General features: G+C 67.3%; 24 protein-coding genes and 1 tRNA gene. 17 read left to right on the top strand and 8 right to left on the bottom strand.

Annotated features, from left to right (window positions below; translation table 11 throughout):
- The first annotated feature begins 7 nt into the window (after positions 1-7).
- From DN412_RS20720 to DN412_RS20660, 13 genes are all read left to right on the top strand, one after another.
- Positions 8-898: an EamA family transporter gene (locus DN412_RS20720; RefSeq protein ID WP_115213298.1), complete on the top strand. Its 891-nt coding sequence runs from the start codon at positions 8-10 to the stop codon at positions 896-898.
- Between the two features lie 48 nt (positions 899-946).
- Positions 947-1,366 carry an ArsR/SmtB family transcription factor gene (locus DN412_RS20715; RefSeq protein WP_115213297.1) on the top strand — a complete coding sequence of 140 codons (420 nt, stop codon included), beginning with the start codon at positions 947-949 and terminating at the stop codon, positions 1,364-1,366.
- Positions 1,367-1,484: 118 nt separating this feature from the next.
- The gene (soxC, locus tag DN412_RS20710; protein WP_115213296.1) at positions 1,485-2,834 is read left to right on the top strand and encodes a sulfite dehydrogenase; all 1,350 of its coding nucleotides are present in this window, start codon (positions 1,485-1,487) and stop codon (positions 2,832-2,834) included.
- Positions 2,818-3,855 carry a c-type cytochrome gene (locus tag DN412_RS20705; protein WP_115213295.1) on the top strand — a complete coding sequence of 346 codons (1,038 nt, stop codon included), beginning with the start codon at positions 2,818-2,820 and terminating at the stop codon, positions 3,853-3,855. The genes soxC and DN412_RS20705 overlap by 17 nt, the downstream gene beginning before the upstream one ends.
- 117 nt (positions 3,856-3,972) lie before the next feature.
- Positions 3,973-4,299 (top strand): c-type cytochrome, encoded by a 327-nt coding sequence (locus tag DN412_RS20700; protein WP_078198218.1) that lies wholly within the window; start codon positions 3,973-3,975, stop codon positions 4,297-4,299.
- 155 nt (positions 4,300-4,454) lie between these two features.
- On the top strand, positions 4,455-4,910 hold the full coding sequence (gene soxY / locus DN412_RS20695) for a thiosulfate oxidation carrier protein SoxY (RefSeq protein ID WP_115213294.1): 456 nt from the start codon (positions 4,455-4,457) through the stop codon (positions 4,908-4,910).
- A gap of 45 nt (positions 4,911-4,955) precedes the next feature.
- Positions 4,956-5,267, top strand: coding sequence for a thiosulfate oxidation carrier complex protein SoxZ (soxZ, locus tag DN412_RS20690; protein ID WP_115213293.1), 312 nt, complete (start codon positions 4,956-4,958; stop codon positions 5,265-5,267).
- Between the two features lie 104 nt (positions 5,268-5,371).
- On the top strand, positions 5,372-5,833 hold the full coding sequence (locus DN412_RS20685; RefSeq protein WP_115213292.1) for a DsrE family protein: 462 nt from the start codon (positions 5,372-5,374) through the stop codon (positions 5,831-5,833).
- A 73-nt stretch (positions 5,834-5,906) separates the two neighbouring features.
- Positions 5,907-6,734, top strand: coding sequence for a sulfur oxidation c-type cytochrome SoxA (gene soxA, locus DN412_RS20680; protein WP_115213291.1), 828 nt, complete (start codon positions 5,907-5,909; stop codon positions 6,732-6,734).
- An 18-nt stretch (positions 6,735-6,752) separates the two neighbouring features.
- Complete coding sequence (gene soxX, locus DN412_RS20675; RefSeq protein WP_115213290.1) at positions 6,753-7,415, top strand: sulfur oxidation c-type cytochrome SoxX; 663 nt, start codon at positions 6,753-6,755, stop codon at positions 7,413-7,415.
- A 5-nt stretch (positions 7,416-7,420) separates the two neighbouring features.
- Positions 7,421-7,915 carry a TlpA family protein disulfide reductase gene (locus tag DN412_RS20670; protein WP_115213289.1) on the top strand — a complete coding sequence of 165 codons (495 nt, stop codon included), beginning with the start codon at positions 7,421-7,423 and terminating at the stop codon, positions 7,913-7,915.
- 46 nt (positions 7,916-7,961) lie between these two features.
- The gene (gene soxB / locus DN412_RS20665; RefSeq protein ID WP_115213288.1) at positions 7,962-9,683 is read left to right on the top strand and encodes a thiosulfohydrolase SoxB; all 1,722 of its coding nucleotides are present in this window, start codon (positions 7,962-7,964) and stop codon (positions 9,681-9,683) included.
- Positions 9,684-9,767: 84 nt separating this feature from the next.
- Positions 9,768-9,843: transfer RNA gene (locus DN412_RS20660), tRNA-Ala, on the top strand.
- Between the two features lie 100 nt (positions 9,844-9,943).
- On the opposite strand, the gene DN412_RS20655 is transcribed toward DN412_RS20660, so the two are convergent.
- On the bottom strand, positions 9,944-10,969 hold the full coding sequence (locus DN412_RS20655; RefSeq protein ID WP_115213287.1) for a hypothetical protein: 1,026 nt from the start codon (positions 10,967-10,969) through the stop codon (positions 9,944-9,946).
- A 213-nt stretch (positions 10,970-11,182) separates the two neighbouring features.
- A complete protein-coding gene (locus tag DN412_RS20650; RefSeq protein WP_244222718.1) occupies positions 11,183-12,775 on the bottom strand; it encodes a hypothetical protein in 1,593 nt (530 codons plus the stop codon).
- 1,041 nt (positions 12,776-13,816) lie between these two features.
- On the opposite strand from DN412_RS20650, the gene DN412_RS20645 reads away from it, so the two are divergent.
- Positions 13,817-14,491 (top strand): aspartate/glutamate racemase family protein, encoded by a 675-nt coding sequence (locus tag DN412_RS20645; RefSeq protein WP_115213285.1) that lies wholly within the window; start codon positions 13,817-13,819, stop codon positions 14,489-14,491.
- A 43-nt stretch (positions 14,492-14,534) separates the two neighbouring features.
- Here the strand turns inward: DN412_RS20645 and DN412_RS20640 are convergent, their stop codons facing one another.
- Positions 14,535-14,786 carry a hypothetical protein gene (locus DN412_RS20640; protein ID WP_078198208.1) on the bottom strand — a complete coding sequence of 84 codons (252 nt, stop codon included), beginning with the start codon at positions 14,784-14,786 and terminating at the stop codon, positions 14,535-14,537.
- Between the two features lie 189 nt (positions 14,787-14,975).
- On the opposite strand from DN412_RS20640, the gene DN412_RS20635 reads away from it, so the two are divergent.
- Positions 14,976-15,950 (top strand): cation diffusion facilitator family transporter, encoded by a 975-nt coding sequence (locus DN412_RS20635; RefSeq protein ID WP_115213284.1) that lies wholly within the window; start codon positions 14,976-14,978, stop codon positions 15,948-15,950.
- 355 nt (positions 15,951-16,305) lie between these two features.
- On the opposite strand, the gene DN412_RS20630 is transcribed toward DN412_RS20635, so the two are convergent.
- Positions 16,306-16,932, bottom strand: a complete 627-nt coding sequence (locus DN412_RS20630; RefSeq protein WP_115213331.1) for a DNA-3-methyladenine glycosylase I — start codon at positions 16,930-16,932, stop codon at positions 16,306-16,308.
- A gap of 104 nt (positions 16,933-17,036) precedes the next feature.
- On the opposite strand from DN412_RS20630, the gene DN412_RS20625 reads away from it, so the two are divergent.
- Positions 17,037-17,393 (top strand): DUF2314 domain-containing protein, encoded by a 357-nt coding sequence (locus tag DN412_RS20625; RefSeq protein WP_115213283.1) that lies wholly within the window; start codon positions 17,037-17,039, stop codon positions 17,391-17,393.
- Positions 17,394-17,463: 70 nt separating this feature from the next.
- Here the strand turns inward: DN412_RS20625 and DN412_RS20620 are convergent, their stop codons facing one another.
- From DN412_RS20620 to DN412_RS20610, 3 genes are all read right to left on the bottom strand, one after another.
- Positions 17,464-18,774, bottom strand: a complete 1,311-nt coding sequence (locus DN412_RS20620) for an MFS transporter (protein WP_078198205.1) — start codon at positions 18,772-18,774, stop codon at positions 17,464-17,466.
- Between the two features lie 74 nt (positions 18,775-18,848).
- On the bottom strand, positions 18,849-19,865 hold the full coding sequence (locus DN412_RS20615) for a hypothetical protein (RefSeq protein WP_425267433.1): 1,017 nt from the start codon (positions 19,863-19,865) through the stop codon (positions 18,849-18,851).
- Positions 19,866-20,016: 151 nt separating this feature from the next.
- Positions 20,017-20,364, bottom strand: a complete 348-nt coding sequence (locus DN412_RS20610) for a hypothetical protein (protein WP_115213281.1) — start codon at positions 20,362-20,364, stop codon at positions 20,017-20,019.
- Between the two features lie 275 nt (positions 20,365-20,639).
- Here DN412_RS20610 and DN412_RS20605 point away from each other — a divergent pair, with 275 nt between their 5' ends.
- Positions 20,640-21,533, top strand: coding sequence for a dioxygenase family protein (locus DN412_RS20605; RefSeq protein WP_115213280.1), 894 nt, complete (start codon positions 20,640-20,642; stop codon positions 21,531-21,533).
- 45 nt (positions 21,534-21,578) lie between these two features.
- Here DN412_RS20605 and DN412_RS20600 read toward each other — a convergent pair whose 3' ends face one another.
- Positions 21,579-22,886, bottom strand: a complete 1,308-nt coding sequence (locus DN412_RS20600; protein WP_208647626.1) for an MFS transporter — start codon at positions 22,884-22,886, stop codon at positions 21,579-21,581.
- Positions 22,887-22,977: the final 91 nt, after the last annotated feature.

Genomic DNA, 22,977 nt, shown 5'->3' with positions numbered 1-22,977 from the left:
CCGCCCCATGCAAGCCAGAGACCGTCTCCTCGCCCTCGCCATCGTCTGCGTCTGGGGCGTCAACTTCGTTGTCATCAAGGTCGGGCTGGCGGGTGTGCCGCCGATGCTGCTGGGTGCGCTGCGCTTCCTGCTGGTGGCGTTCCCGGCCATCTTCTTCGTGCCGCGCCCGCGCGTGCCCGCGCGGCTGCTGCTGGCCTACGGCGCCACCATCAGCCTGGGCCAGTTCGCGTTCCTGTTCTATGCCATGGCAGTCGGCATGCCGGCCGGACTGGCCTCGCTGGTGCTGCAGTCGCAGGCCTTCTTCACGCTGACCATCGCCGCGCTGTGGCTGGGCGAGCCGGTGCGCTGGCACAATATCGCGGGCATGGCGGTGGCGGCCGGCGGGCTGGCGCTGATCGGTGCCGGCGCCGGCGGCACCGGGGGCATGAGCGTGGCGGGCTTCGTGCTGACGCTGTGCGCGGCGTTCTGCTGGGCCAGCGGCAATATCGTCAGCAAGAAGATCGGCCCGGTGGATTTGCTCGGGCTGGTGATCTGGGGCGCGCTGATCCCGATCGTGCCGTTCACGCTGCTGTCGCTGTGGATCGAGGGTCCGGCGCGCATCGTCCAGAGCGTCACCCATGTGTCGGGCATGGCGGTCTTCGCCATGGCTTACCTGGCCTTCGCGGCGACGGTGTTCGGCTACACCATGTGGGGCCGGCTGCTGACGCGCTACCCGGCCAGCCAGGTGGCGCCGCTGACGCTGCTGGTGCCGGTGGTGGGGCTGGTGTCGGCGCATGTGCTGCTGGGCGAGGACCTGTCCGGCGCGCAGTGGGCAGGCGCGGCGGTGGTGATGGCCGGGCTGCTGCTCAACGTGTTTGGGCAGCGCCTGTGGGCGGGCAGGGCGCTGGCGCGCCGCTGATCCGACCGCGCAGCATTATGCTGTGTTGCATCAGTGGGTAAACACTATATGCGCATTCACGCATATACGAATATATTAGACGGCATGGAAGAGCTGGATCGCGTTTTCGAAAAGGTATCGGGCTACTTCAGCCTGTTGGCGGAGCCGACGCGGCTGAAGATCCTGCACGCCTTGTGCGATGGCGAGAAGCCGGTGAGCACGGTGGTCGAGACGGTGGGTTCGTCGCAGACCAATGTGTCGCGGCATCTCAATGCGATGTACCGCTCGGGCGTGCTGTCGCGCCGCAAGGAGGCGAACCTGGTGTTCTACGCCATTGCGGACGAAAGCGTGATCGAGCTGTGCCGCACGGTCTGCGTGCAGGTGGCAAGCCGGCTGGAGGACAGCGCCTTGCCCTCCGGCGTGGTCGACCGCTTCATGGCACAGCCGGCACCAGAGCCGCCGGCGCGCAAGCGCCGCACGGCCGGCTAGCCGAGCCACCACTCTTCCGGCAGGAAACGGATCGCTGCTGCACCCGATGCAGCGCCCCGTATAACAGGCACGCCGACTGGTCCGACGGACCGTCGCGAGCGCGCCGGAGGAGACCGACTTGCAGGAACGGAACCGGCCCGGGCGCATCGCACCCGCGCCCGAGCACTTCGTCAGCGCATCGCTGCAGCAAGACATCGGCCGGCACGGCCTGGACGCGCCGCGGCGCGATTTCCTGCGCAAGAGCTTCCTGGGCGCGGCCGCGGGGATTGCCGCCGTCACGGCAGGCCGCCACGCGCTGGCGGCAGAGGGCGACCCCGCCATCCTGCAGCCGCAGCCCTGGGCCACCTCGCTGGGCCAGCCGGTGGCGGCGCGCCCCTATGGGCAGCCCTCCGAGCATGAGAAAAACCTGGTGCGGCGCGAGTCGCCGGGCCTGACGCGCGTGTCGGCGGCATCGGTGGCCTTTGCCCCGCTGCAGGGCTTCTTTGGCATCATCACCCCCAACGGCCTGCATTTCGAGCGTCACCACCAGGGCTGGCACGATATCGACCCGGCCCGCCACCGCCTGATGATCAACGGCCTGGTGCGCACGCCGCGCGTCTATACCATGGACGACCTGATGCGCCTGCCGGCGGTGTCGCGCATGCATTTCATCGAATGCGGCGCCAATACCGGCATGGAGTGGGGCAACGTGGCCGTGCCCACGGTGCAATACACCCACGGCATGTTGTCGTGCTGCGAGTTCACCGGAGTGCCGCTGCGGGTGCTGCTGGACGACGCCGGCGCCGACCTGCGCCGCGGCCGCTACCTGCTGGCCGAAGGCGGCGACGGCTCGTCGATGACGCGCACTATCCCGATGGAGCTGGCCGACGAGATCATCGTCGCCTGGGGCATGAACGGCGAGATGCTGCGCCCGGAGAACGGCTATCCGCTGCGGCTGGTGGTGCCGGGCGTGCAGGGGGTGTCGTGGGTCAAGTGGCTGCGCCGGCTGGAGCTGGGCGACCAGCCCTGGAACGCCAAGGACGAGACCATCCACTACGTGGACATGGTGCCGGACGGCAGGCTGCGCCAGTACACCTCGATCCAGGAGTGCAAGTCGGTCATCACCACGCCCTCGGGCGGGCAGCAGCTGGTGGGCAACGGTTTCTACAACATCAGCGGGCTGGCCTGGTCCGGGCGTGGGCGCATCAGGCAGGTCGATGTCTCGACCGACGGCGGACGCAACTGGCGCACCGCGCGGCTGGAGGCGCCGGTGCTGTCCAAGTGCCTGACGCGCTTCAGCCTGGATTGGGTCTGGGATGGCAGCCCGGCCATTCTGCAGAGCCGGGCCATCGACGAGACCGGCTACGTGCAGCCGAAGCTGGCGCAATTGCGCGCGGTGCGCGGCACGCGCTCGATCTATCACAACAACGCCATCCAGAGCTGGCAGGTGGCGGCAGGCGGCGAGGTGTCCAATGTCCATGTGGACTGAACTCAGGACCGCCGCCGCCCTCATGCTGGCCGCTGGCTGCGCCATGCCGGCGTGGGCCGGCACCGTCGACGCCCGTGCGGCCCTTGGCCGCACCGCGACACCGGCCGAGGTGGCCGCGTGGGACATCGATGTGCGCCCTGACTTCCAGGGCCTGCCCAGGGGCAGCGGCACGGTGGCGCAGGGCCAGACGATCTGGGACGGCAAGTGCGCGTCGTGCCACGGCGACTTCGGCGAATCCAACGAGGTGTTCTCGCCGCTGGTCGGGGGCACCACCGCCGAGGACATCAAGCGCGGCCGCGTGGCCGGCATGACCGGCAACCAGCCGTATCGCACCACGCTGATGAAGGTCAGCACCGTCAGCACGCTGTGGGACTACATCCATCGCGCGATGCCGTGGAACGCCCCCAAGAGCCTGAGCGTGAATGACGTCTACGCGGTCACCGCCTATTTGCTCAACCTGGGCGAGATCGTGCCGGCGGACTTCACGCTGTCGGACGCCAATATCGCCGAGGTCCAGCGGCGCATGCCCAACCGCGCCGGCATGACCACCGACCACGGCCTGTGGCCGGGGCGCGGCCGGCCGGACACGCGCAACACGGCCTGCATGAAGGACTGCACGGATCGGGTCGCGGTGGTCTCGTCGATCCCGGACTACGCCCGCGATGCCCACGGCGACCTGGCGCAGCAGCAGCGCCCGTTTGGCCCGGTGCGCGGGATCGCAGCCAGCGGCGCGGCAGGCAAAAGTGCCGCACCCGTTGCCTCCGCGCCAGCGGCGCCCGGCGCGCGCCTGGCCAGCCAGTATCAGTGCGTGGCCTGCCATGCGATGGACCGCAAGCTGGTGGGGCCGTCGTTCGCCGACATCGCCGGCAAGTACAAGGGCCAGGATGCGCATGCCGCGCTGGCGCGCAAGGTGAAGGCGGGCGGGCAGGGCGCATGGGGCAACGTGCCGATGCCGCCGCAGCCGCAGATCCCGGATTCGGACGTGCAGGCCATGGTGGGCTGGATTCTTGAGGCAAAATAGCGGACTGGCCGTTGCAGTGCCCCCAGGCGGCGGCCAGAGTGTGCCGCGAAGCCACCGCAGTACGGCCCAGCGGCCTTTGCCGTCCCCACGGCGTTATTGAGTTTGGAGAGCTTAACAATGAAGCAGTTTGTCATCGCAGCGCTGATGCTCGGCGCCGCCGCATCGGCCCACGCGGTCGATGCCGCCAAGGCACAGGAAATCGCCAACAAGAACGCCTGCATGGGTTGCCACCAGGTCGACAAGAAGCTGGTCGGCCCTGCCTTCAAGGACGTGGCCGCCAAGTACAAGGGCGACAAGAACGCCCTGGCGACCCTGACCAAGAAGGTCAAGAGCGGTGGCTCGGGCGTCTGGGGCCCGGTGCCGATGCCCGCCAACGCGGCGGTCAGCGACGCCGACCTGAAGACCGTGGTCGAGTGGGTGCTGGCAGGCGCCCCCGCCAAGTAAGACCGACTGCCAGGGCGGGCAGTCCGCCGATGCAGCGGGCCGGGCGGTGAACGCCGCGCGGCCCGGGACAACCAGCGGCCGGCCATGTACCGGCCGCATGCAACACCCTGAAGCGGTCCACGACCGACTGGAACGGAGTAGCCGGAGAGCAAGCAATGAATTCAAAACGACGAGAAGTGCTGCGGGTCACCGCTGTCCTGTCGCTGATGGCCGCCACCGGCCTGATCAGCGAAGCGCAGGCGGCCGAGTGGAACAAGACCGCCTTTGACGGCAAGAGCGTTGCCGATGTGATCAAGGCGCTCGGCGGCGGCGGCACCGAAAAAAGCACCGCCATCACCTTCACCGCCCCCGATATCGCCGAGAACGGCGCCGTGGTGCCGGTGGCCGTGACCAGCAATATCCCGGATACCGAGCAGATCGCGATCCTGGTGGAAAAGAACCCCAACACGCTGGCCGCCGACTTCGTCATCCCGGCCGGCACCGAGCCGTTCGTCTCCACGCGCGTGAAGATGGGCCAGACCTCGGTGGTGCATGCCGCGGTCAAGGCCGGCGGCAAGTGGTACGTGGCATCGAAGGAAATCAAGGTCACGCTGGGCGGCTGCGGCGGCTGATGCCGCGCCCCGGATCGAGATTCCACACTGCAACAGGAGAGACATATGGCAGACCCGATGCGCGTACGCGCCACCGAAAACGGCGGCGTGGTTGACGTCAAGATTCTGATGAAGCACGACATGGAGACCGGCCAGCGCAAGGACGCTGCCGGCAAGATCGTCCCGGCCTGGCATATCCAGACCGTGACCGCCCAGTGCAAGGGCAAGGAAGTGTTCCGCGCCCAGTTCGGCCCGGCGGTGTCCAAGGACCCGTTCCTGAACTTCAAGTTTAAGGGCGGCGCCAAGGGCGACAAGGTCGCCGTGACCTGGATCGACAACAAGGGCGACAAGCGCACCGACGAAGCGACCATCGCCTGACGCCGGCCGATGGTGCCTGATCCCGGTCCGGGGCCGGCAGGACACGCCGTCGTCTGCTAAGGTTCGGGACGGATGCCGGGACTGGCCCGGCGGGAAGGAACAACATGCGGCGAGCATTTATTCGAGCATCGGCGGCACTGGCCGCCATCGGCCTGAGCGCCAGGGCGGCGGCACAGGCAGCCCCGGCTGCCGCGTCGGCTGGCAAGGGCGGGCGCGTGAAGGTGGTGTACCAGCTGTCCGAAGGCATCGACCAGGCCGTGCGGGCGATGGGCAACCTGCGCAACCACCTGAACGGCGCGCCGGGCACCAGGATCGTGGTGGTGGCGTTCGGCTATGGCGTCGATTTCCTGGTCGAAGGCGCCAAGGATGCGCGCGGCAACACCTTTGACGGCCCGGTCGGCGCGCTGGCCTCCGCCGGGGTTGAGTTCCGCGTGTGCCGCAATACGCTGACGGCGCGCAAGATCTCGGAATCGAGCCTGTTGATGGAAGCCAAGGTAGTACCGGCCGGCGTGGTCGAGATTGCCCGCCTGCAGGCCGAAGAAGGCTACGCCTATATCAAGCCCTGAGCCGGGCGGCGTAGCTTCCGGCAATACAAGAGAAAACGGCCCGCGACCGTGCGAGGCCGCGAGGAGAAGCCCCATGAACACCATCCGAAGCCTGGGCCGTCGCGCCGCGCTGGCCGCGGCCGCCACCGCGGCGGTGGCCGGTGCTGCCGCCGTGCATGCGCAGGGCAGCACCGCCGACGAAATCGCCAAGTACCGCCAGATGCTGGCCGAAGGCAATCCCGCCGAACTGTGGGAGGCCGCCGGGGAAGAGCTGTGGAAGAGGCCCGCCGGCCCCAGGAACGCCTCGCTCGAGCAGTGCGACCTGGGCAAGGGCCCGGGCGTGACCAAGGGCGCCTACGCCGAGCTGCCGCGCTACTTCAAGGATGCCAACAAGGTCATGGACCTTGAGCAGCGCCTGGCGTATTGCCGCGAGACGCTGCAGGGGTTGACCAGGGAAGAGGCAACGAAGAACCCGTTCTCCTCGTCGGGCAAGCCGTCGGATATCGAGCGACTGGCGGCCTATCTGACCGGCGAGTCGCGCGGCGTGAAGATGAACGTGCAGCTCAGCCATCCGGAAGAAAAGCGTACCTATGCGCTGGGCGAGAAGATGTTCTTCTACCGCGGCGGCGCCTATGACTTTGCCTGCGCCACCTGCCATGCAGTGGACGGCCAGCGCATCCGCCTGCAGGACCTGCCCAACCTGCTGACGAACAAGGGCGCGCAGGCGGCCTACACCACCTGGCCCGCCTACCGCGTCTCGCAGGGCGAGGTCCGCACCATGCAGCACCGCCTGTACGACTGCCTGCGCCAGCAGCGCTTTCCCGAACCCGCCTATGGCTCGGACGTGATCACCGCGCTGACCATGTTCCTGGCGAAGAACGCCAACGGCGGGACCTACGATGGCCCGGCAATGAAGCGCTGACGGTACGGGAGAGAAGTTATGCAACGACACAATCAAGCGCTGGCCATCGCGGCCCTGGCAACCCTGCTGGCAACCGGTGCACACGCGCAGGACAGCACCAAGGCCCGCGCGCCCAAGGACAAGCCCGCCGCCGTCAGCGGCGCCGACATCAAGCACATGATCGAGGACTCGTTCTCGTCCCGCGGCCCGGCCACGGTCGAGGGCGTGCTGAACCAGGACGGCATGCAGCAGGCCTGCAGCCAGTACCCGGACCGCACCAAGGTGCCCGCAAAGGTGGCCAGGAAGGTCGAGGCCGCCGAGCTCAGGCAGATCAAGTACCCGGCCGACGACAAATGGCTGGGCGACTGGAAGGAGGGCGAGAAGATCGCCCAGAACGGCCGTGGCATGCAGTTCACCGACCCGGTCGGCGGCACCAACGGCGGCAACTGCTACGCCTGCCACCAGATGACCAAGGCCGAGATCTCGTTCGGCAATATCGGCCCGTCGCTGTACCAGTACGGCAAGCTGCGCGGCAACTCGCAGGATGTCGTCAAGTACACCTGGGGCAAGATCTGGGACTCCAGCGCCTATGCCGCCTGCTCCAACATGCCGCGCTTTGGCCACAAGGGCATCCTGACCGAGGCCCAGATCCGCGACGTGATGGCGCTGCTGCTCGACCCGGCCTCGCCGGTCAACCAGTAAGGCCGGTGCGCACGCCTGCCATGCTGCTGCGCTGGCTGCTTGCCTTCAGCCTGGCCGGCGCCACTGCGGGCGCCGCCGCGCTGGAGGTGGGCGATCCCGTGCGCCTGCCCGACGTGCGCACGCTCGACGGCCGCACCCTCAGCGCCGCCTCGCTGGCCGGCAAGCCGCTGGTGGTCGAATACTGGGCCTCGTGGTGCCCGTTCTGCGCGATGCAGAACCCGCGCCTGCAAAAGCTCCATGAGCGCACGCGCGGCACGCCGCTGCAGGTGCTGGCCATCAGCATCGACAACGACCCGCGCGAAGCTGCCGGCTACATGAAGAAGCGCGGCTACACCTTCCCGGCGACGATGGATTCGCCCGCGCTGCAGGCCGTGTTCGGCAAGCGCAAAGGGTTGCCCGAGCTGTACGTGATCGACGCGCGTGGCCGCGTGGTGCAGAAGGAAGTGGGCGAAATGCTCGAAGACGAGGTGGCCGCGCTGGAGCGGTACGCGCGGCCATAGCAATGCGATGGCGGGGCCGACCGGCACGCCAATTCCAGGAAGAGACATGAACCGACGCGAGTTCCTGCAGGTGCTGGCCATTGCCGGCGCCGGCGGCATGACGTTCCCCCACCAAGACGCGCACGCTGCGCAGGCCGCCGAGGCCATGTACGACCTGCCGCGCTTCGGCAACGTCCACTTGCTGCATTTCACCGACTGCCACGCGCAGCTGCGGCCGGTGTATTTCCGCGAACCCAATGTCAATCTCGGCATCGGCGACTACGCCGGCAAGCCGCCGCACCTGGTCGGCGACGCGCTGCTGCGCCACTACGGCATCCGCCCCGGCACGCCACAGGCGCATGCGTTCACCTATCTCGATTTCAATGAAGCCGCGCGCCGCTACGGCAAGGTCGGCGGGTTTGCCCACCTGGCCACGCTGGTGAAGCGCCTCAAGGCGGGCCGGCCGGGCGCCTTGCTGCTCGACGGCGGCGATACCTGGCAGGGCTCGGCCACCGCGCTGTGGACCAAGGGCCAGGACATGGTCGACGCCGCGCTGGCGCTGGGCGTGGACGTGATGACCCCACACTGGGAAATGACGCTGGGCGCGGACCGCGTGAAAGAGATCGTCGACAAGGACTTCAAGGGCAAGGTCGCCTTCCTGGCACAGAACATCAAGACCAACGATTTCGGCGACCCGGTGTTCGAGCCCTACGTGATCCGCGAGATCAACGGCGTGCCGGTGGCCATCATCGGCCAGGCCTTTCCCTACACGCCGATCGCCAACCCGCGCTACTTCGTGCCGGACTGGACCTTCGGCATCCAGGAAGAGAACCTGCAGCAGGTCATCGACGAAGCGCGCGGCAAGGGTGCGCAGGCGGTGGTGCTGCTCTCGCACAACGGCATGGACGTCGACCTGAAGCTGGCCTCGCGCGTGCGCGGGCTCGACGCCATTCTGGGGGGCCACACCCATGACGGCGTGCCCGCGCCGGTGCCGGTGAAGAACGCCGGCGGCACCACGCTGGTGACCAATGCCGGCTCCAACGGCAAATTCCTCGGCGTGCTGGACTTTGACGTGAAGGGTGGCAAGGTAGCCGACTTCCGCTACCGGCTGCTGCCGGTGTTCGCCAATTTCCTGCCCGCCGACCCGGCCATGGACGCCCTGATCACGAAGATCCGCGCGCCCTATGAGCAAAAGCTGGGCGAAGTGCTGGCCGTCAACCGCGGCCTGCTGTACCGCCGCGGCAACTTCAACGGCACTTTCGACCAGCTGATCCTGGACGGCCTGATGCAGGCCCAGGGCGCGCAGATCGCGTTCTCGCCGGGCTTCCGCTGGGGCACCACCCTGCTGCCGGGCCAGGCCATCACCATGGAGCACCTGATGGACCAGACCGCCATCACCTATCCGTACACCACGGTGACGCAGATGAGCGGAGAGACCATCAAGACCATCCTGGAAGACGTGGCCGACAACCTGTTCAACCCCGACCCGTACTACCAGCAGGGCGGCGACATGGTGCGCGTGGGTGGGCTGCAGTACACCATCGATCCCGTCGCGGGCATGGGCAAGCGCATCAGCGACATGCGCCTGTCCGGCAAGCCGCTGGAAGCCGGCAAGACCTACAAGGTGGCCGGCTGGGCCCCGGTGGCCGAAGAGGCGCGCCAGGCCGGCGGCGCGCCGATCTGGGACGTGATGGCGCAATGGCTGCGCAGCACCAGGGAAGTCAGCGCCCGCCCGCTGAACCTGCCGCGCGTGCGTGGCATGGACGGCAATGCGGGCATGGCGGCGTGATGCTGGCCTGATGTTGCAACGGCTCCGCATGGCGCGGGCCGAGGATTGAAGGCCGCTGCCCAAGTAGGCTACAATCCTCGCGACGGGCCGATAGCTCAGCTGGGAGAGCGCTGCGTTCGCAATGCAGAGGTCGGGAGTTCGATCCTCCTTCGGTCCACCAGAATATTCCAGACGTCCGCTTCAGACGTCGTCCTGAAGGCCGGGAAGCCAATTGAAAAATGGCTTCCCGGCCTTTTTTGTTGCCCGCAGCCGCGCGTGCGCTACGCAAACGCCGGCGCAGCGCAGGCGTCCATCAGCTCGCGGAAGCCGGCACCATGGCGCTGCACCGCATGCGGTGCATACCAGGCGTTGGCTGCCTGGCCGATGCGCCACGCGGCGGGCAGGTCGGGCGTCATGGCCTGGACCGAGGGCAGGTAATGCCCGGGCGTCAGCCCGTCATGCACGCCGCAGCTGCGCGACAGCAGCACGGGACAGACCGCATGGGCGCAGTAGGCGGCGAACACGCCGCTCTTGGCCGCATAATCCACCGGGTAGGCCAGCACGCCATAGGTGGATGCCGACAGCAGCCGTGACGCCTCGTCGGCCTCGACCCGGCCATGCACCACCGCGCCGCGCCGGGCAAGCCTGGCGGCGAGCGCCGGATTGCCCATCGGTGGCCCGATATCATGCAGTTCGAAGCCGGCACGGCTAACCCACTCGAACAGGGCATCGCCCGCGGCCTGGTAGGTTTCGGCGCGCAGCGCGGCGCCGCCCAGCACCACCACCGCGGCACGCTTGTCGCCGTAGCGTGCGCCGCCTTCGCCCAGATTGGAAAAAACCGGCAGCACGCGGTGCGGCCGCGCCGGTGCGTGGGTATTGAGCCAGCGTGCCGAACCCTCGCGGTTGGTCAGCCAGAAGTCGGCCAGCGCCGCCAGTTCGGCGGCAATGTGGCGCTGCACGGGAGACAGCCAGAACGCCGACCTCCACGGCGGCCCTTCCGCATACAGCTCATGGAAGAACACGCCGAAGCGGCGCATGCGCGGCCTGGCCTCGCGCAGGCCGCGCAGCAGCCACAAGGGCGTGCCGCGCCTGGCATAGCCATAGCCGCTGTAATGCAGGATCACATCGGCGCCGGCCAGCGTGGCGGCCGGCAGTTCGGGCGTGACCTCGAGCAGGCGTCCGCGCAGCAGGCCGTTGAGCGTCGCCGCATAGTCCTTGACGCCACCCTCGCCGGGGGCAATCAGGTTGATCGTGCTCGCGCTGCCCGCGGCGCCCGCATTCCGGTCCGGGACGGATTCATTCTGCATCGAAATAGGCTCCTGGCCGCATTCAGCGAGGTTGTCATTTCCGCAGGCGGGGTTCTGTGCACCGGCGCACGCACGGATCCATGAGCCGGATTGGCTATCCGCAAAGAATGAAAAAAGCCCGCGCGGCGCGAACCGTGCGGGCTTCAGGGAAGCGGTCTGACAGCTTGGGAAGCTTGCCGGGATTAACCGGCGTGCCTCAGGCTGACATGACGCTCAGGGTACATTGCTTTGGGTAAAGTTGAACGGCTTGCCGGCCACTGCATAGGCGCCGCCAAACTCGAACTGGTCATTACCCGACTGGCCCACGCCGATATTCAGCGGGGTATTGCCGCCCTGCAGGGAAATCGGTGCATAGCGATAGTTCATCACTTGCTTGCCCGTATAGTCGGTCAGCGAAATGACGCTGGTCAGCAGCGGGCTTTGCTGGGTCTCAGACACGGAGATCGGATCGACGATGCGCGAGTCCTGCAGCGTCTTCACGACCGTCAGCGACGCCATATCCACGAGTTGGACCTTCTGCTCGCCACGCGACACCACCCAGACCCTGGTGTTCGAGTTGCCAAACGTATCCCGGTTCACATTGTGGGAGATGCTGGTGGGGTTCTTGCCGACCTGCAGGGTGTTCACTTCGCTGATCAGCGCCGGATCCAGGTTGGTACCGGATTGAACGCCCGCCACCGAGATCGCATGGATCACGCCATCTTCGGTTGCCACCCAGGCCTGGCCGGGGTTTGCCAGGATCGACACCTTCACGGCCGTGGGCTTTTGAGCCAGGCTCATGGTCTTGACGATGGTCGGCGCATAGTTGTCCACAGAGAACGCCTGCGGCCACTGCGAATCCCCCTGGCCGGTATTTGCCAGGGTGCTGTTCAGGCTGCTCAGCGTGCCTTCGAAATAAGTCTTGTTGACCTTGTCGAACAGCGGCTTCAGATCCAGGAACACCACCTTCTGTTCCGACTTCGAAATCACCGCGGCAACGCCGGAGCGGGAAATCAGGTTGGCGTTCACGCCACCCGGGGCAAAGCTCTTCCGGTTGGCGTCGCTCAGGGCAGGAGTTACCTGGCGCAGCGACATGCTGGCGCCGGCGTTACCGACCGGATCGTACAGCCAGCCCTGGGTCGTGTTGTCCTGCATGGTGCCGAAATCGGTCACGGCGGAAATATCCGTCGGGGCCTTCATGTCAGGCAGGTCAACGAAGCCCAGCAGCTTCATGAAGACGAAGTTCGACATGTTGCGCAGGCCCGGATAGAGGCCCGCCCACGACATATCGCTGGAATCATACGGACCGCCCAGTTCGCTGCCGTCGGCGAGACTGCCCAGCGCGATCACCGCCACCTGGCCCTTCAGGTTCACCGTGTCCCAGATGGTCACCAGGGCGAACTCCGAATTCGTCGTGATGGCGATAGCCGTCGGCACCTTGCCCGCGGGCAGCTTCACCGAAGCCGAGTGCGAAGCCGTATTGCTGCCGACCGAGGCGATCAGGCCGTTCTGGAACGCCACCAGCGACTGTGCGCAGTCATGCTCGCTGCAGCGGCCCACGGCAATCGGCTGCGTCGGCATGGCACCGCCATTGGCGGAAACGTAGCTGCCCAGCTGCGGATTAGTCGTGGCATTGCCGAAGACCCAGGCCGTCTGGGGCTTCTCGGTAATCACGCCGGCGCTCAGATCCAGGGTCAGCAGGGACGTGACCGCGGAGTCCGAAGCCACGTCGGGGCGGTAAATCACGTCGCCCATGTTGCTGCCGAAGTCGTTACGGCTGCAATCGAGATTGCCCAGCTGGTAAATGATGCTGGTGCTGGTATCCATCGAGTCGCCAGGGAATTCCTGCTGGTAGCAGGTATTACCATGCGGATGAAAAGTGCTATCCGTGGGCTTCCAATAAGTCTGGACTGCTGCGGCTGCCGAATTACTTGCGCCGTACCGATAAGCGATGGCCTTGTCGCTGCCGTAGTCCGATGCAATGGCGACATATTCAGTCGCATTCAGATTGCCGGAGGCGTCAAAAATGGCATCGGCGCCCGGGGCCGTTGCCGTCGGGGTGTTCGTAGGCGTCGTGGGGGTCGTGGTAGTAGGAGTCGTGGGATTGCGGCGCGACCAACGGGTGGCATCGGTCGCGGAAGAACCGCCCGAGGCATCGTCGCCGCCGCCTCCACATGCCGAAAGCACCACAGCGGCGCAGGTAGCGGCCAGGATGCTGAGGGCGTAGGAGTTACGCGCTCTGCGCGCTTGAGTTTTGGTATTCGCGAGTAATTTTGTCCCAGTCATTGATTTATAGGTAACTTGATAAAATTAAAAGTGCACAAATATCCCCGCACCCAGGCAAGCGCCTGACGGCGGTGTGCGCGACGAATTGCTGTGGCAGAAAAAGCGAATCGGGTTAACCCGTTGGAGTAAACCCAGCAGCGGCGATACTAGGGGTACGTGTTGGACACCGTACAGACAAGTAACAATGGGTTACGTGTGATTTTCCGGCGGCGCACCTGTGCACTAATGCGGGGCATGCATGCGATCTAACGATTACCCGCGAATGGATCACATGTAAGGAGTTGTTCGATTTGTGGACGGCATTCCGTACGGGCTAATATCATCGCGCGCGATTTTCGGAATCAAAATATCCGGGATATCGGGTCGAAATGAACTTGCCCTGGCTGGGCCATTAATGCCGGAGCCAGGCCGCGTCGCGGCCGGGTTAATGCCATATGTATGCCATATGTATTGCCGGATGAATTCCAGCGGCAAGCGCCGTTAAGCGCCACCCCGACGCCGTGCATGCGGTCGCGCGCCGGGCGTCTCGCCCTGGCCGCCGCCATACGCTATCGTTGACGCTCTTGCCATCCCGACACCGACATGCGCCATATCCTGCTGATCAACCCGAATACCTCGAGCGCCACCACGCAGATGATGGTTCAGATTGCGCGCGCCTGGCTTGCGCAGCACATGGCCGCGCCGCCGGCGGTGGTCGGCGCAACGGTCACGCGCGGCGCGCCGATGATCGTCGACGAAGACGACCTGGCCGTGGCTGCCGGTGCGATATGCGATGAGGAGATGCTGCGCCTGGCAGGCTGTGCCGACGGCGTCATCGTCGGCGCCTTCGGCGACCCCGGCATCGAGGCCCTGCGCGCGCGGCTGGCGGTGCCGGTGGTGGGCATCGGCGCGGCGTCGATGCATGCCGCCGCGGCCGGGCAGCGGCGCTTCGGCATCGCCACCACCACGCCGCGCCTGGCCGCGTCCATCGATGCCAGCGTGCGCCGGCAGGGCCTGGGCGACCTGTTCTCCGGCGCGCGCTTCACCGAGGGCGATCCGCGCGCGCTGAGCAGCTCGCCGCAGCAGCAGGAAGACCTGCTGGCGGGTGCTGTGCAAGCATGTATCGAGGATGGTGCGCAGGCGGTGATCATTGGCGGCGGCCCGCTGGGCGAGGCCGCGCGCGCGCTGGGTCAGCGCTTTCCGATTCCCGTCATCGGGCCGGTGCCGGCCGCGTGTGCGGCGCTGGCACAGGTATTGCGCGATTGCCCGGCTACGTAGCCGGGCCGGCGACCAACGTGGCAGGCAGGTCTGGCGTGGAGCCCTAGGCCGCGCGTGTCGGCCGTCTTGCCTTCATCGCCGACGGCCGTACCTGTTGCAGCGCGCGCAGCGACTGCAGTGCGTCCTCGACCGCCTCGATGCCGTCGCGCAGGCGGCCGGTGGCGTAGCCAAGGCGACTTTGCGCGTCGGCATCGGGCGTGGAAAGATTCTCGAGTGCGTCGACTTCCGCCTGCATCTGTCCGACCAGGCGGCGTAGCTGGGATGTGCTGTGCGAGGCAAGTGACCGAATCGCCATCGTGGAGGTCCTCCTTGCAATGACCGGGCAGGCGCGTTGCCGCTGATCCGTATGGTTTTCCGTCCGGTGCCCGTCCTTGTCTACGGTAAAGGCGGCACAAGAAGTTAGCCAGCGCTGTTACGAAATCGGCACGGCGCCGCCGCGGCAGGCCGGATTCGCACCCGGCGCATGTTCGGCTATAGTCACCCGATGGAATCGCACTCCCATCCCACGCGGGCCGATCCGGCCGCTCCCGCCGGCTTGCCGGAGGACATTGACACCACCGCGGCCGAAGCCGACGCGCGCCACCGGGCCGGCCGGCGCAGCACGCTGGTCAGCTTGGTCGTCAATATCGGCCTGACCACAGCGCAGGCGGTGGCGGGCGTCGTCGCGGGCTCCCAGGCGCTGATCGCCGACGCCGCGCATTCGCTGTCAGACCTGCTGTCCGACTTCGTGGTGCTGGCGGCCGGCTGGCAAAGCCGCAAGGATCCGGATGCCGACCATCAGTACGGCCACCTGCGCTTCGAGACCGCGGCTTCACTGGCCCTGGGCGCGCTGCTGCTGGCAGTGGGCGTGGGCATGCTGTGGGCGGCCGTGGGCAAGCTGCAGCATCCGGGCGGCTTGCAGCCAGTGCAGCCCGTGGCGCTGTGGGTGGCACTGGCCGCGCTGGTATCCAAGGAACTGCTGTTCCGCTACATGCTGGCCGTGGCGCGGCGCGCGCGCTCGGGCATGCTCGTGGCCAATGCCTGGCATGCGCGCTCGGATGCGGCGTCGTCGCTGGTGGTGGCGCTTGGCATCGGCGGCAACCTGCTGGGCTACCACATGCTCGATCCGGTCGCGGCCATCGTGGTCGGCCTGATGGTGTCGCGCATGGGCCTGCGCTTCGGCTGGGACGCGCTCAACGACCTGATGGACCGCGCCGCCGACGAGCAGACCGTCGACGCCATCCGCGCGACCATGCTGGCCACGCCCGGCGTCCTGGGCCTGCACGACCTGCGCACCCGCAAGATGGGCGACCAGGTGCTGGTGGACGTGCACCTGGAGATCGATGCCACGCTGACCGTGGCCCAGGGCCACGCCATCGCGGTGGAAGCGCGACGCCGCACGCTGGAACACCATCACGTGCTCAATGTGATGACGCACGTCGATCCGGTATACATCGCTGGAAAAGCCAGGCCGGCATGAGCCCGGCTGTGGATATCTTTGCCGAAGGCTGGGGATAACCGGCCGGACAAGCTGTGCCCCGCCTGGGGGCGCGTTGTGGGACGTATACGGATAACTCCGGTGCCCACATCGCCGATGTATACGTGGGCGCGGTTCTATCCCGGCAAATCAGGGTTATCCCGGATAGGTTATCTTCCCTGCAAGTCACTGAGCCGAAAGGGAAAAGGTGACTTATCCACGGCCTGCGGCCCCGTTTACCTACTACTACTATGTTTACATATGTAAACAATATAAAAGAGATAGACAGGACCGTTGCGCTGGACAGGGTGCCGGCCGTATACAGCCAGCAACGTATACGGTCCTGGAGGTATACCGGCTAGCGCGGCACCTTGAACGCCTTGCGCGCGGCCAGCACTTCGGCACGCGTCGCGCAGCCTTCCTGGTGGTCGTTGACCAGGCCCATCGCCTGCATCAGCGCATACATGGTGGTGGGGCCGACAAAGCGCCAGCCGCGCTTCTTCAGGTCCTTCGACAGCGCGGCGGACTCCGGCGAGGTCGCCATGGTGCGCAGGACCTCGGGCGTCAGCACCCTGGGCCGGCTGGCCGGATCGGGTTCGAAGCGCCAGAAGTAGGCGGCCAGCGATGACTCCGTTTCCAGCAGCTCGCGGGCCCGCTGCGCGTTGTTGATGGCCGCCTCGATCTTGCCGCGATGGCGCACGATGCCGGCATCCCCCAGCAGCCGCGCGATGTCGCGCTCGGTGAAACGCGCCACCTTCTCGATGTCGAAATTGGCGAACGCTTTGCGGAAGGCCTCGCGCTTGCGCAGGATGGTCAGCCAGCTCAGGCCGGACTGGAAGCCTTCCAGGCACAGCTTCTCGAACAGCCGGCGGTCGTCGGCGACCGGAAAGCCCCACTCGGTATCGTGGTAGTGGCAATAGTCCTCCAGCGTGCCGCACCAGCCGCAGCGCGCCGGCGCGGCCAGCGCTTCCTTCTTGCTCGTCATGCGTACCTTTCCCAGTTGATTGTGCCGGGCACCGGCCTGCCTCTCGCCGGCCGGCGCATTTGCTGCGATCATGCCCGCACCTGAGAGATTGCGGAAGGCTGAAAATGGACATGCGATTGACAACCCTGGACGAGGACGGATGGGAGCTCGACGACGCCGAGCCCATCGCCGCCGCCCATCCCGACACCTTCTGGATGCCGCCACAGGAGGAGCGCGACGCGCTGGCCGTCGGCCAGCAGGTCAAGCTGATCTTCCGCATCCTGGTGGCGGACGACGCCGGCAACGAGGAAGTTCACGTCGAGCGGATGTGGGTCAACGTCACCGGGCGCGAGGGCGGCCTCTATACCGGCGAACTCGACAACCAGCCGTATTGCACCGATGAGATCAACCCCGGCATGCCGCTGTGCTTCGAGGCCCGGCATGTGATCAATATCTACCGGGAAGGCGGAGGAGAGGCGTAGCCAGCCGCCCGCGGGCAACAAAAAAGCCAGCCGCGCGGCTGGCTTTTTGTCTGGAACCGGCGGCTGCCGCTCAGTCCAGCTTCTTGCCGGTGCGGTCGTGCATGAACACCAGCGCGACAAAGCTCACCGCGGCGGCGGCAATCACGTAGTACGCTGGCGCCAGCTTGTTGTGCGTCGACTCGATCAGCCACGTCACGATCAGCGGGGCAAAGCCGCCGAAGATGGTCACGGCGAAGTTGTAGGCCAGCGACAGCCCAGTGGAGCGCACTTCGGTCGGGAACTGCTCGGCCAGCACGGCCGGGGCCGGGCCGGTGAACGCGGCCAGCAGGATGCCCAGCACGATCTGCACCTGCAGCAGCGTCTGCGTGCTCGGCGACACATTGAGCCAGTGGAACAGCGGATAGGCCAGCACGCCGATCAGCAGCGCCACGATGCCCAGCATGCGCTTGCGGCCCATGCGGTCCGACAGCATGCCCATCAGCGGGCACAGCACCAGGATGATGGCGCCGCACAGCGCGGTCGACTTGAAGGTCGCGCCCAGCGGCAGGCCCAGCTGCTGCTTGGCGTACGACGGCATGTAGAACACCAGCACGTAGGTGCAGACCGTCCACAGGATGGTCACGCCCAGGCCGGCCAGCACTTCGCGCGGGTGGTCGCGCAGCACCTGCGACAGCGGCGAGAACTTGACCTTGGCGGCCTTGCGGGCAGCCTGGCGCGCCTCGAACTCGGGCGGCTCGTGCAGGTGCGAGCGGATATACATACCCACCGGGCCGATCAGCAGGCCGAACAGGAACGGGATGCGCCAGCCCCAGGCGTCGATCTGTTCCGGCGACAGGCCGTTGGTGACCAGCGCGCCCATGGCCGCGCCCAGCATGAACGAGATGCCCTGGCTGGCCTGCTGCCAGCTGGCGTAGGCGCCGCGCTCGGCGTCGGGCGCATGCTCGATCAGGAAGGCGGTGGCGCCGCCCACTTCGCCGCCGGCGGAAAAGCCCTGGATCAGGCGCGCCAGCACGATCAGCGCCGGCGCCCACAGGCCGATCTGGTTGTAGGTCGGGGCCAGCCCGATGATAGCCGTGCCCAGCGCCATCATCAGGATGGTCAGCGTCAGCGCCGCCTTGCGGCCGACGCGGTCGGCGTAGACGCCGAGCACGATGGCGCCGACCGGGCGCATGAAGAAGCCCACGCCGAAGGTGGCGACGGTCAGCAGGAACGAGGTCAGGTCATCGCCGGTCGGGAAGAACAGCTTGGCGATGATGACTGCAAAGAAGCTGTAGACGGTGAAGTCGAACCACTCCAGGCCGTTGCCGATGGTGGCGGCGATGATCGCCTTTCGTCGGGTCGCGGTGGTCAGTTCGGGGATGGGGGCGGTAGTCGCGGTCATGAAGCCTTGTTGGCGATGCAGAGGAAAGCACCATATTAAGCGATTCCTTAAGCCGCATCCGCCCCCTGTGCGGCTCAGAAGCTTGCCGCCAGCCCCACCGAGAACCCTGACACGTTGTTCCCGAACACATAGCGCAGCACTGCGCGGATCCGGGTGACGAAGACCTCGTGCGCGCTGGTATCCAGTTCCAGTCCGGTGCCGAGCGTGGTCAGGTAGTTGAAGCCGAGGATGCCGGCCTGGCTGCCAAGGTAGTGTGAATGCGACAGTTCCAGTACGTACCGCACCGGCCGGTCGAACGCATGCATGCCGGTCGGCGCCCGCCAGCGCGCCCACAGGTTTGCGGTCTGGGCGGTGGCCGTGCCCGTTACCGAACTGGTGGTGCCGCCGAAGCTCTGCAGGTGGATATTGGTGTAGCGAAGTTCCAGGTCGACCTCGTAGTTCTCGCGATAGTGCTCCCAGTCCAGCATCACCGAGCCGCCGAGCCCGTAGGCGTTCAGGCTGCCGCCATCGAGGAAGTTGATCTGGCGGTCGGTGACCTGTTCGACCACCACCTTGCCGACCTGCAGGTCGCTGGAGACATTGCCCAGCGAGGTGTTGAGGATCGGCCGGAACACCAGTTCCTTGCTGGCCGTCAGCGGAAAGTCCCAGCCGACGCCGATGGTGCCGGAAAACGTGTTCCAGCGGGTCGGGATGGCGCGGGAGTCGGCGCCGTTGGTGGCAACGAAGGTGGGATCGTAGCGGCTGTAGGCAATCGCGCCTTCCAGGTACAGCGGGAACGACTTGCTGATGGTGAAGCCGCCGCCCAGCTGCGACATGACGATGCCGGGATCGTTGGTACTTGTGTTCTTGATCGAAAGCGAGCTGGAGGTCAGGTCTGGCACCACCGAGTACGCCATCAGCGACAGCACCGCGTTGGCGTGCCGCTGCACATTGGCCCCGACCAGGCGCAGTTCGGGAGCGCCCTGGGCATGCGCGGCGCCTGCGGCCAGCAGCGTCGCCGCGCCCATGCCGGCAAGGGCCGCCCGCCAGAAGAGGGGGGAGCGGCGGCTTGGCGCGGGGTGGATCCGGCGGTGTCGCTGGCGTGCGGACATGGACAATCTCTGTGCAGTCGGTGCCGGGGCGCGCTGCAGTGCGGCGTGCGGCAGTCTCCCGCGCATTCTAGCGATGCAGGGTGATGCGGGAGCGCCGCGCGAAATCTTTCAGATCGGACTGTTGGCGGCTTATATCGGCGCGGCACGCCGCTCAACCCGCGGGATGGCGGTGGGGGGCGGAGCCGGAGGGGGCCGAGGGCAGGGGAGGTGGCGAGGACTGCGCCGCCGGATGAGCCGGCGCAGCGGGCGCCGGCTTGCGGCGCGCCAGCCACAACAGCAGCGCGCTGGCGGTCCAGCCGCTGACGAACACGGTATCGCCGGCATGGTTGAGCCAGGTTGCCGCAGCGGGCGTTCCGGCCAGGGACAGCAGCAGGCCGGCCGGCAAGCGGGCCATGATCCACAGCGCAACGGCGGGCACGCTGCCATAGACGCCTGGCTGCCACCAGCGACTGCGAAAGGGAGTGTGCCGCCCGGGGCGGCGCGGAATGCGCGGTACCACCGAAGTCTCCGGCCACCCCGGCGCGCGTGGCGTGGCGGTGGCATCTGCTGTTGCGGGAGTCCCGCCGCATCACATTGCCGGCCGGCTCCCGGTTGCATCATAGGCCGATCGCCCCGGCCGCGGTGCCGGCGCCGGAGGCGCTGTGTGGCCTACGCCACGCTTCGCCCAGCTGTTCAACTTTTTTGCACGATGTGTCCGCAAATGGCGGCCGTGCTTGCCGCCGATCTTTGTCAAACTGGAAGCCAGTACACAAACGGTTTGAAGGCGGTATCGCCATGCTTCCCTCGCTCTATATTTCCCACGGTTCCCCGATGCTCGCCATCGATCCCGGCCCGACCGGCGCCGCCTTCGATGCGCTCGGCGAGCAGCTGCGCGCGCAGCGCCCGCGCGCGGTACTGGTGATCTCGGCGCACTGGATCTACAGCACGCTGGCCGTCACCAGCCGTGAACGCCAGGAAGCCTGGCACGATTTCGGCGGCTTCCCGCGCGAGCTGTATGCGCTGCGCTACGACGCCCCGGGCTCGCCGGAACTGGCCGCGCGGGTCAAGGCCCTGGTCGAGGCGGCGTCGGTTCCCGGCGCCGGCTTTGTCGGCCAGGACGACGAGCGCCCGCTGGACCACGGCGCCTGGATGCCGATGCGCCACTTCTTCCCGGATGCCGACCTGCCGGTGGTGCAGCTGGCGCTGAACCCCTACCTGTCGCCCGCGACGCAGATCGCGATCGGCCGCGCGCTGGCGCCGCTGCGCGACGAGGGCGTGCTGGTGCTCGCGTCCGGCAGTTTCACGCACAACCTGCAGGAAGTGTTCGGCGGCGGCCGGCGCGACCAGCACGGGCCGCAGGCCGAGCCGTATGTGGAAGCCTTCCGCCACTGGATGACCGAGGCGCTGGGCGAGGCCCTGGCCACCGGCGATACCCGCCGCATTGCCGACTACCGCGCCCAGGCCCCCTATGCGCGCCGCGCGCACCCGACCGACGAGCACCTGCTGCCGTTCTATGTGGCACTCGGTGCCGCATTGGGCCCGGCAGGCGCGAGTCCTTCGATGTCCAGCCCGGCCACTGTGTCGCGGGTTGCCGACGAAGTGACCTATGGCGTGCTCGCCATGGACAGCTTCGTGTTCGAGGGCATGGGCGCCGGGGCGCCCGGCGTGCGGTCAGGCGCGGCGGCCTGACGCCTTGCCGCCTGGCCGTGGCATGACAGCGCCACGCGGCAAGACCTATTGTCCAGTTCCGCTGGCGGCAGCCACGCGCAGCAGCCCGCGCCGGTGCAGCGCGTAGCCGAAGGCCAGCAGCGCGCCCAGCGCCAGCGCCACCATCACCCACAGCATCAGCCAGTAGCCGCCGGCCGCGCGCCACAGCAGCGCGCCCAGCCATGGGGCCGCGGCCTGCATCAGCAGCACCGGCGTCATCATCAGCCCGTTGAGCGTGGCGTAGTGGTGGCGCGAGATCAGCTCCGGCATGGCCATCGCGCGCAGCATGGTGTTGACGCCGTTGGCGCAGCCGTACAGCACCGCGGCCACCATCAGCCAGGCACCGTGCCCCAGCGCAAAGCACAGCAGCCCGGCGCCCATCAGCACATAGACCGGCAGCGACAGCCGCACCGGGTGGCGCACGCCCGCGCGCATCATCAGCATGCGGCCCACCACCTGGGCCGGGCCGATCAGCGCGGCCACCACCAGTTGCTGCGCCACCGGCATGCCCTTTTCGGTCAGCATCGGGATCAGGTGCGCGCCCAGCAGCGAGGCCACCACCGCGGTCGCGGTAAAGGCCAGCACCACTGCCCAGAACACCGGCTGGCGCAGCGTGGCGCGGGCAATGCCGCGGCTGTCGGCCTGGCCGTCGGCGGGAGTCATGCCAGTGTAGGTGGGATGCAGCGCGTAGCGCATGCGCGCGTGCAGCGGCGCGCAGACCAGCAGGTTCAGTGCGGCAAAGCCGATCAGTGTCGGGCGCCAGCCCAGGTGGATCACCAGCCATTGGGCCAGCGGCACGAAGATCGTGCTGGCAAAGCCGGCCATCAGCGTGACCGCCACGATCGGCTTCTGGTACTGGTCGCCGTAGGCCTGGCGCAGCACCACGAAGGCGGGCTCGTACAGCGTGGTCGCCATGGCCAGCCCGATCGGCACCCACATCAGCAGGAACACGGGCTGCGACGGTGTCCACGCCCACAGCAGCAGGCCCAGCCCGGCCAGCACCGAGCCCGCGCCCATCACCTTGCGCGCCGGCGCACGGTCCAGCAGCCGGCCCACGGCGAACGAGCACAGCGCCCACACCAGCAGCCCCAGCGAATAGCCGCCCGCCAGGAAGGGCTTGGACCAGCCCAGGCTGCGGATCATGGGGTCGATGAAGACAGTGAAGGCGAAGAACAGCGTGCCCCAGGAGATGGTCTCGGTCAGGCCGAGGATCCAGACCAGCCGGCGCGGCGGCGTGGTGAGCTGCGGGGGGGGCGCTGGTCCGGCGCGAGCCGGGCTGGCGTCTGGGTTGGTGCTGGCGGCGTCCGGGTCGGAGCTGGCTTCTGCTGTAGTCATGGCGGGCCCGGCGGGGGTGGTCGCCATGGATGGCGGCGCGTGGGGCCAGCTGGAAATTGTAGCGATCCTGCGCGCACGCTGTGCGCGGCTA

Origin of the sequence: Cupriavidus lacunae (assembly GCF_003353055.1) — a bacterium.
Lineage (GTDB): Bacteria > Pseudomonadota > Gammaproteobacteria > Burkholderiales > Burkholderiaceae > Cupriavidus > Cupriavidus lacunae.
The sequence above is the reverse complement of the archived record's forward strand: the minus strand, read 5'-3'. Positions and strand labels throughout refer to the sequence as shown.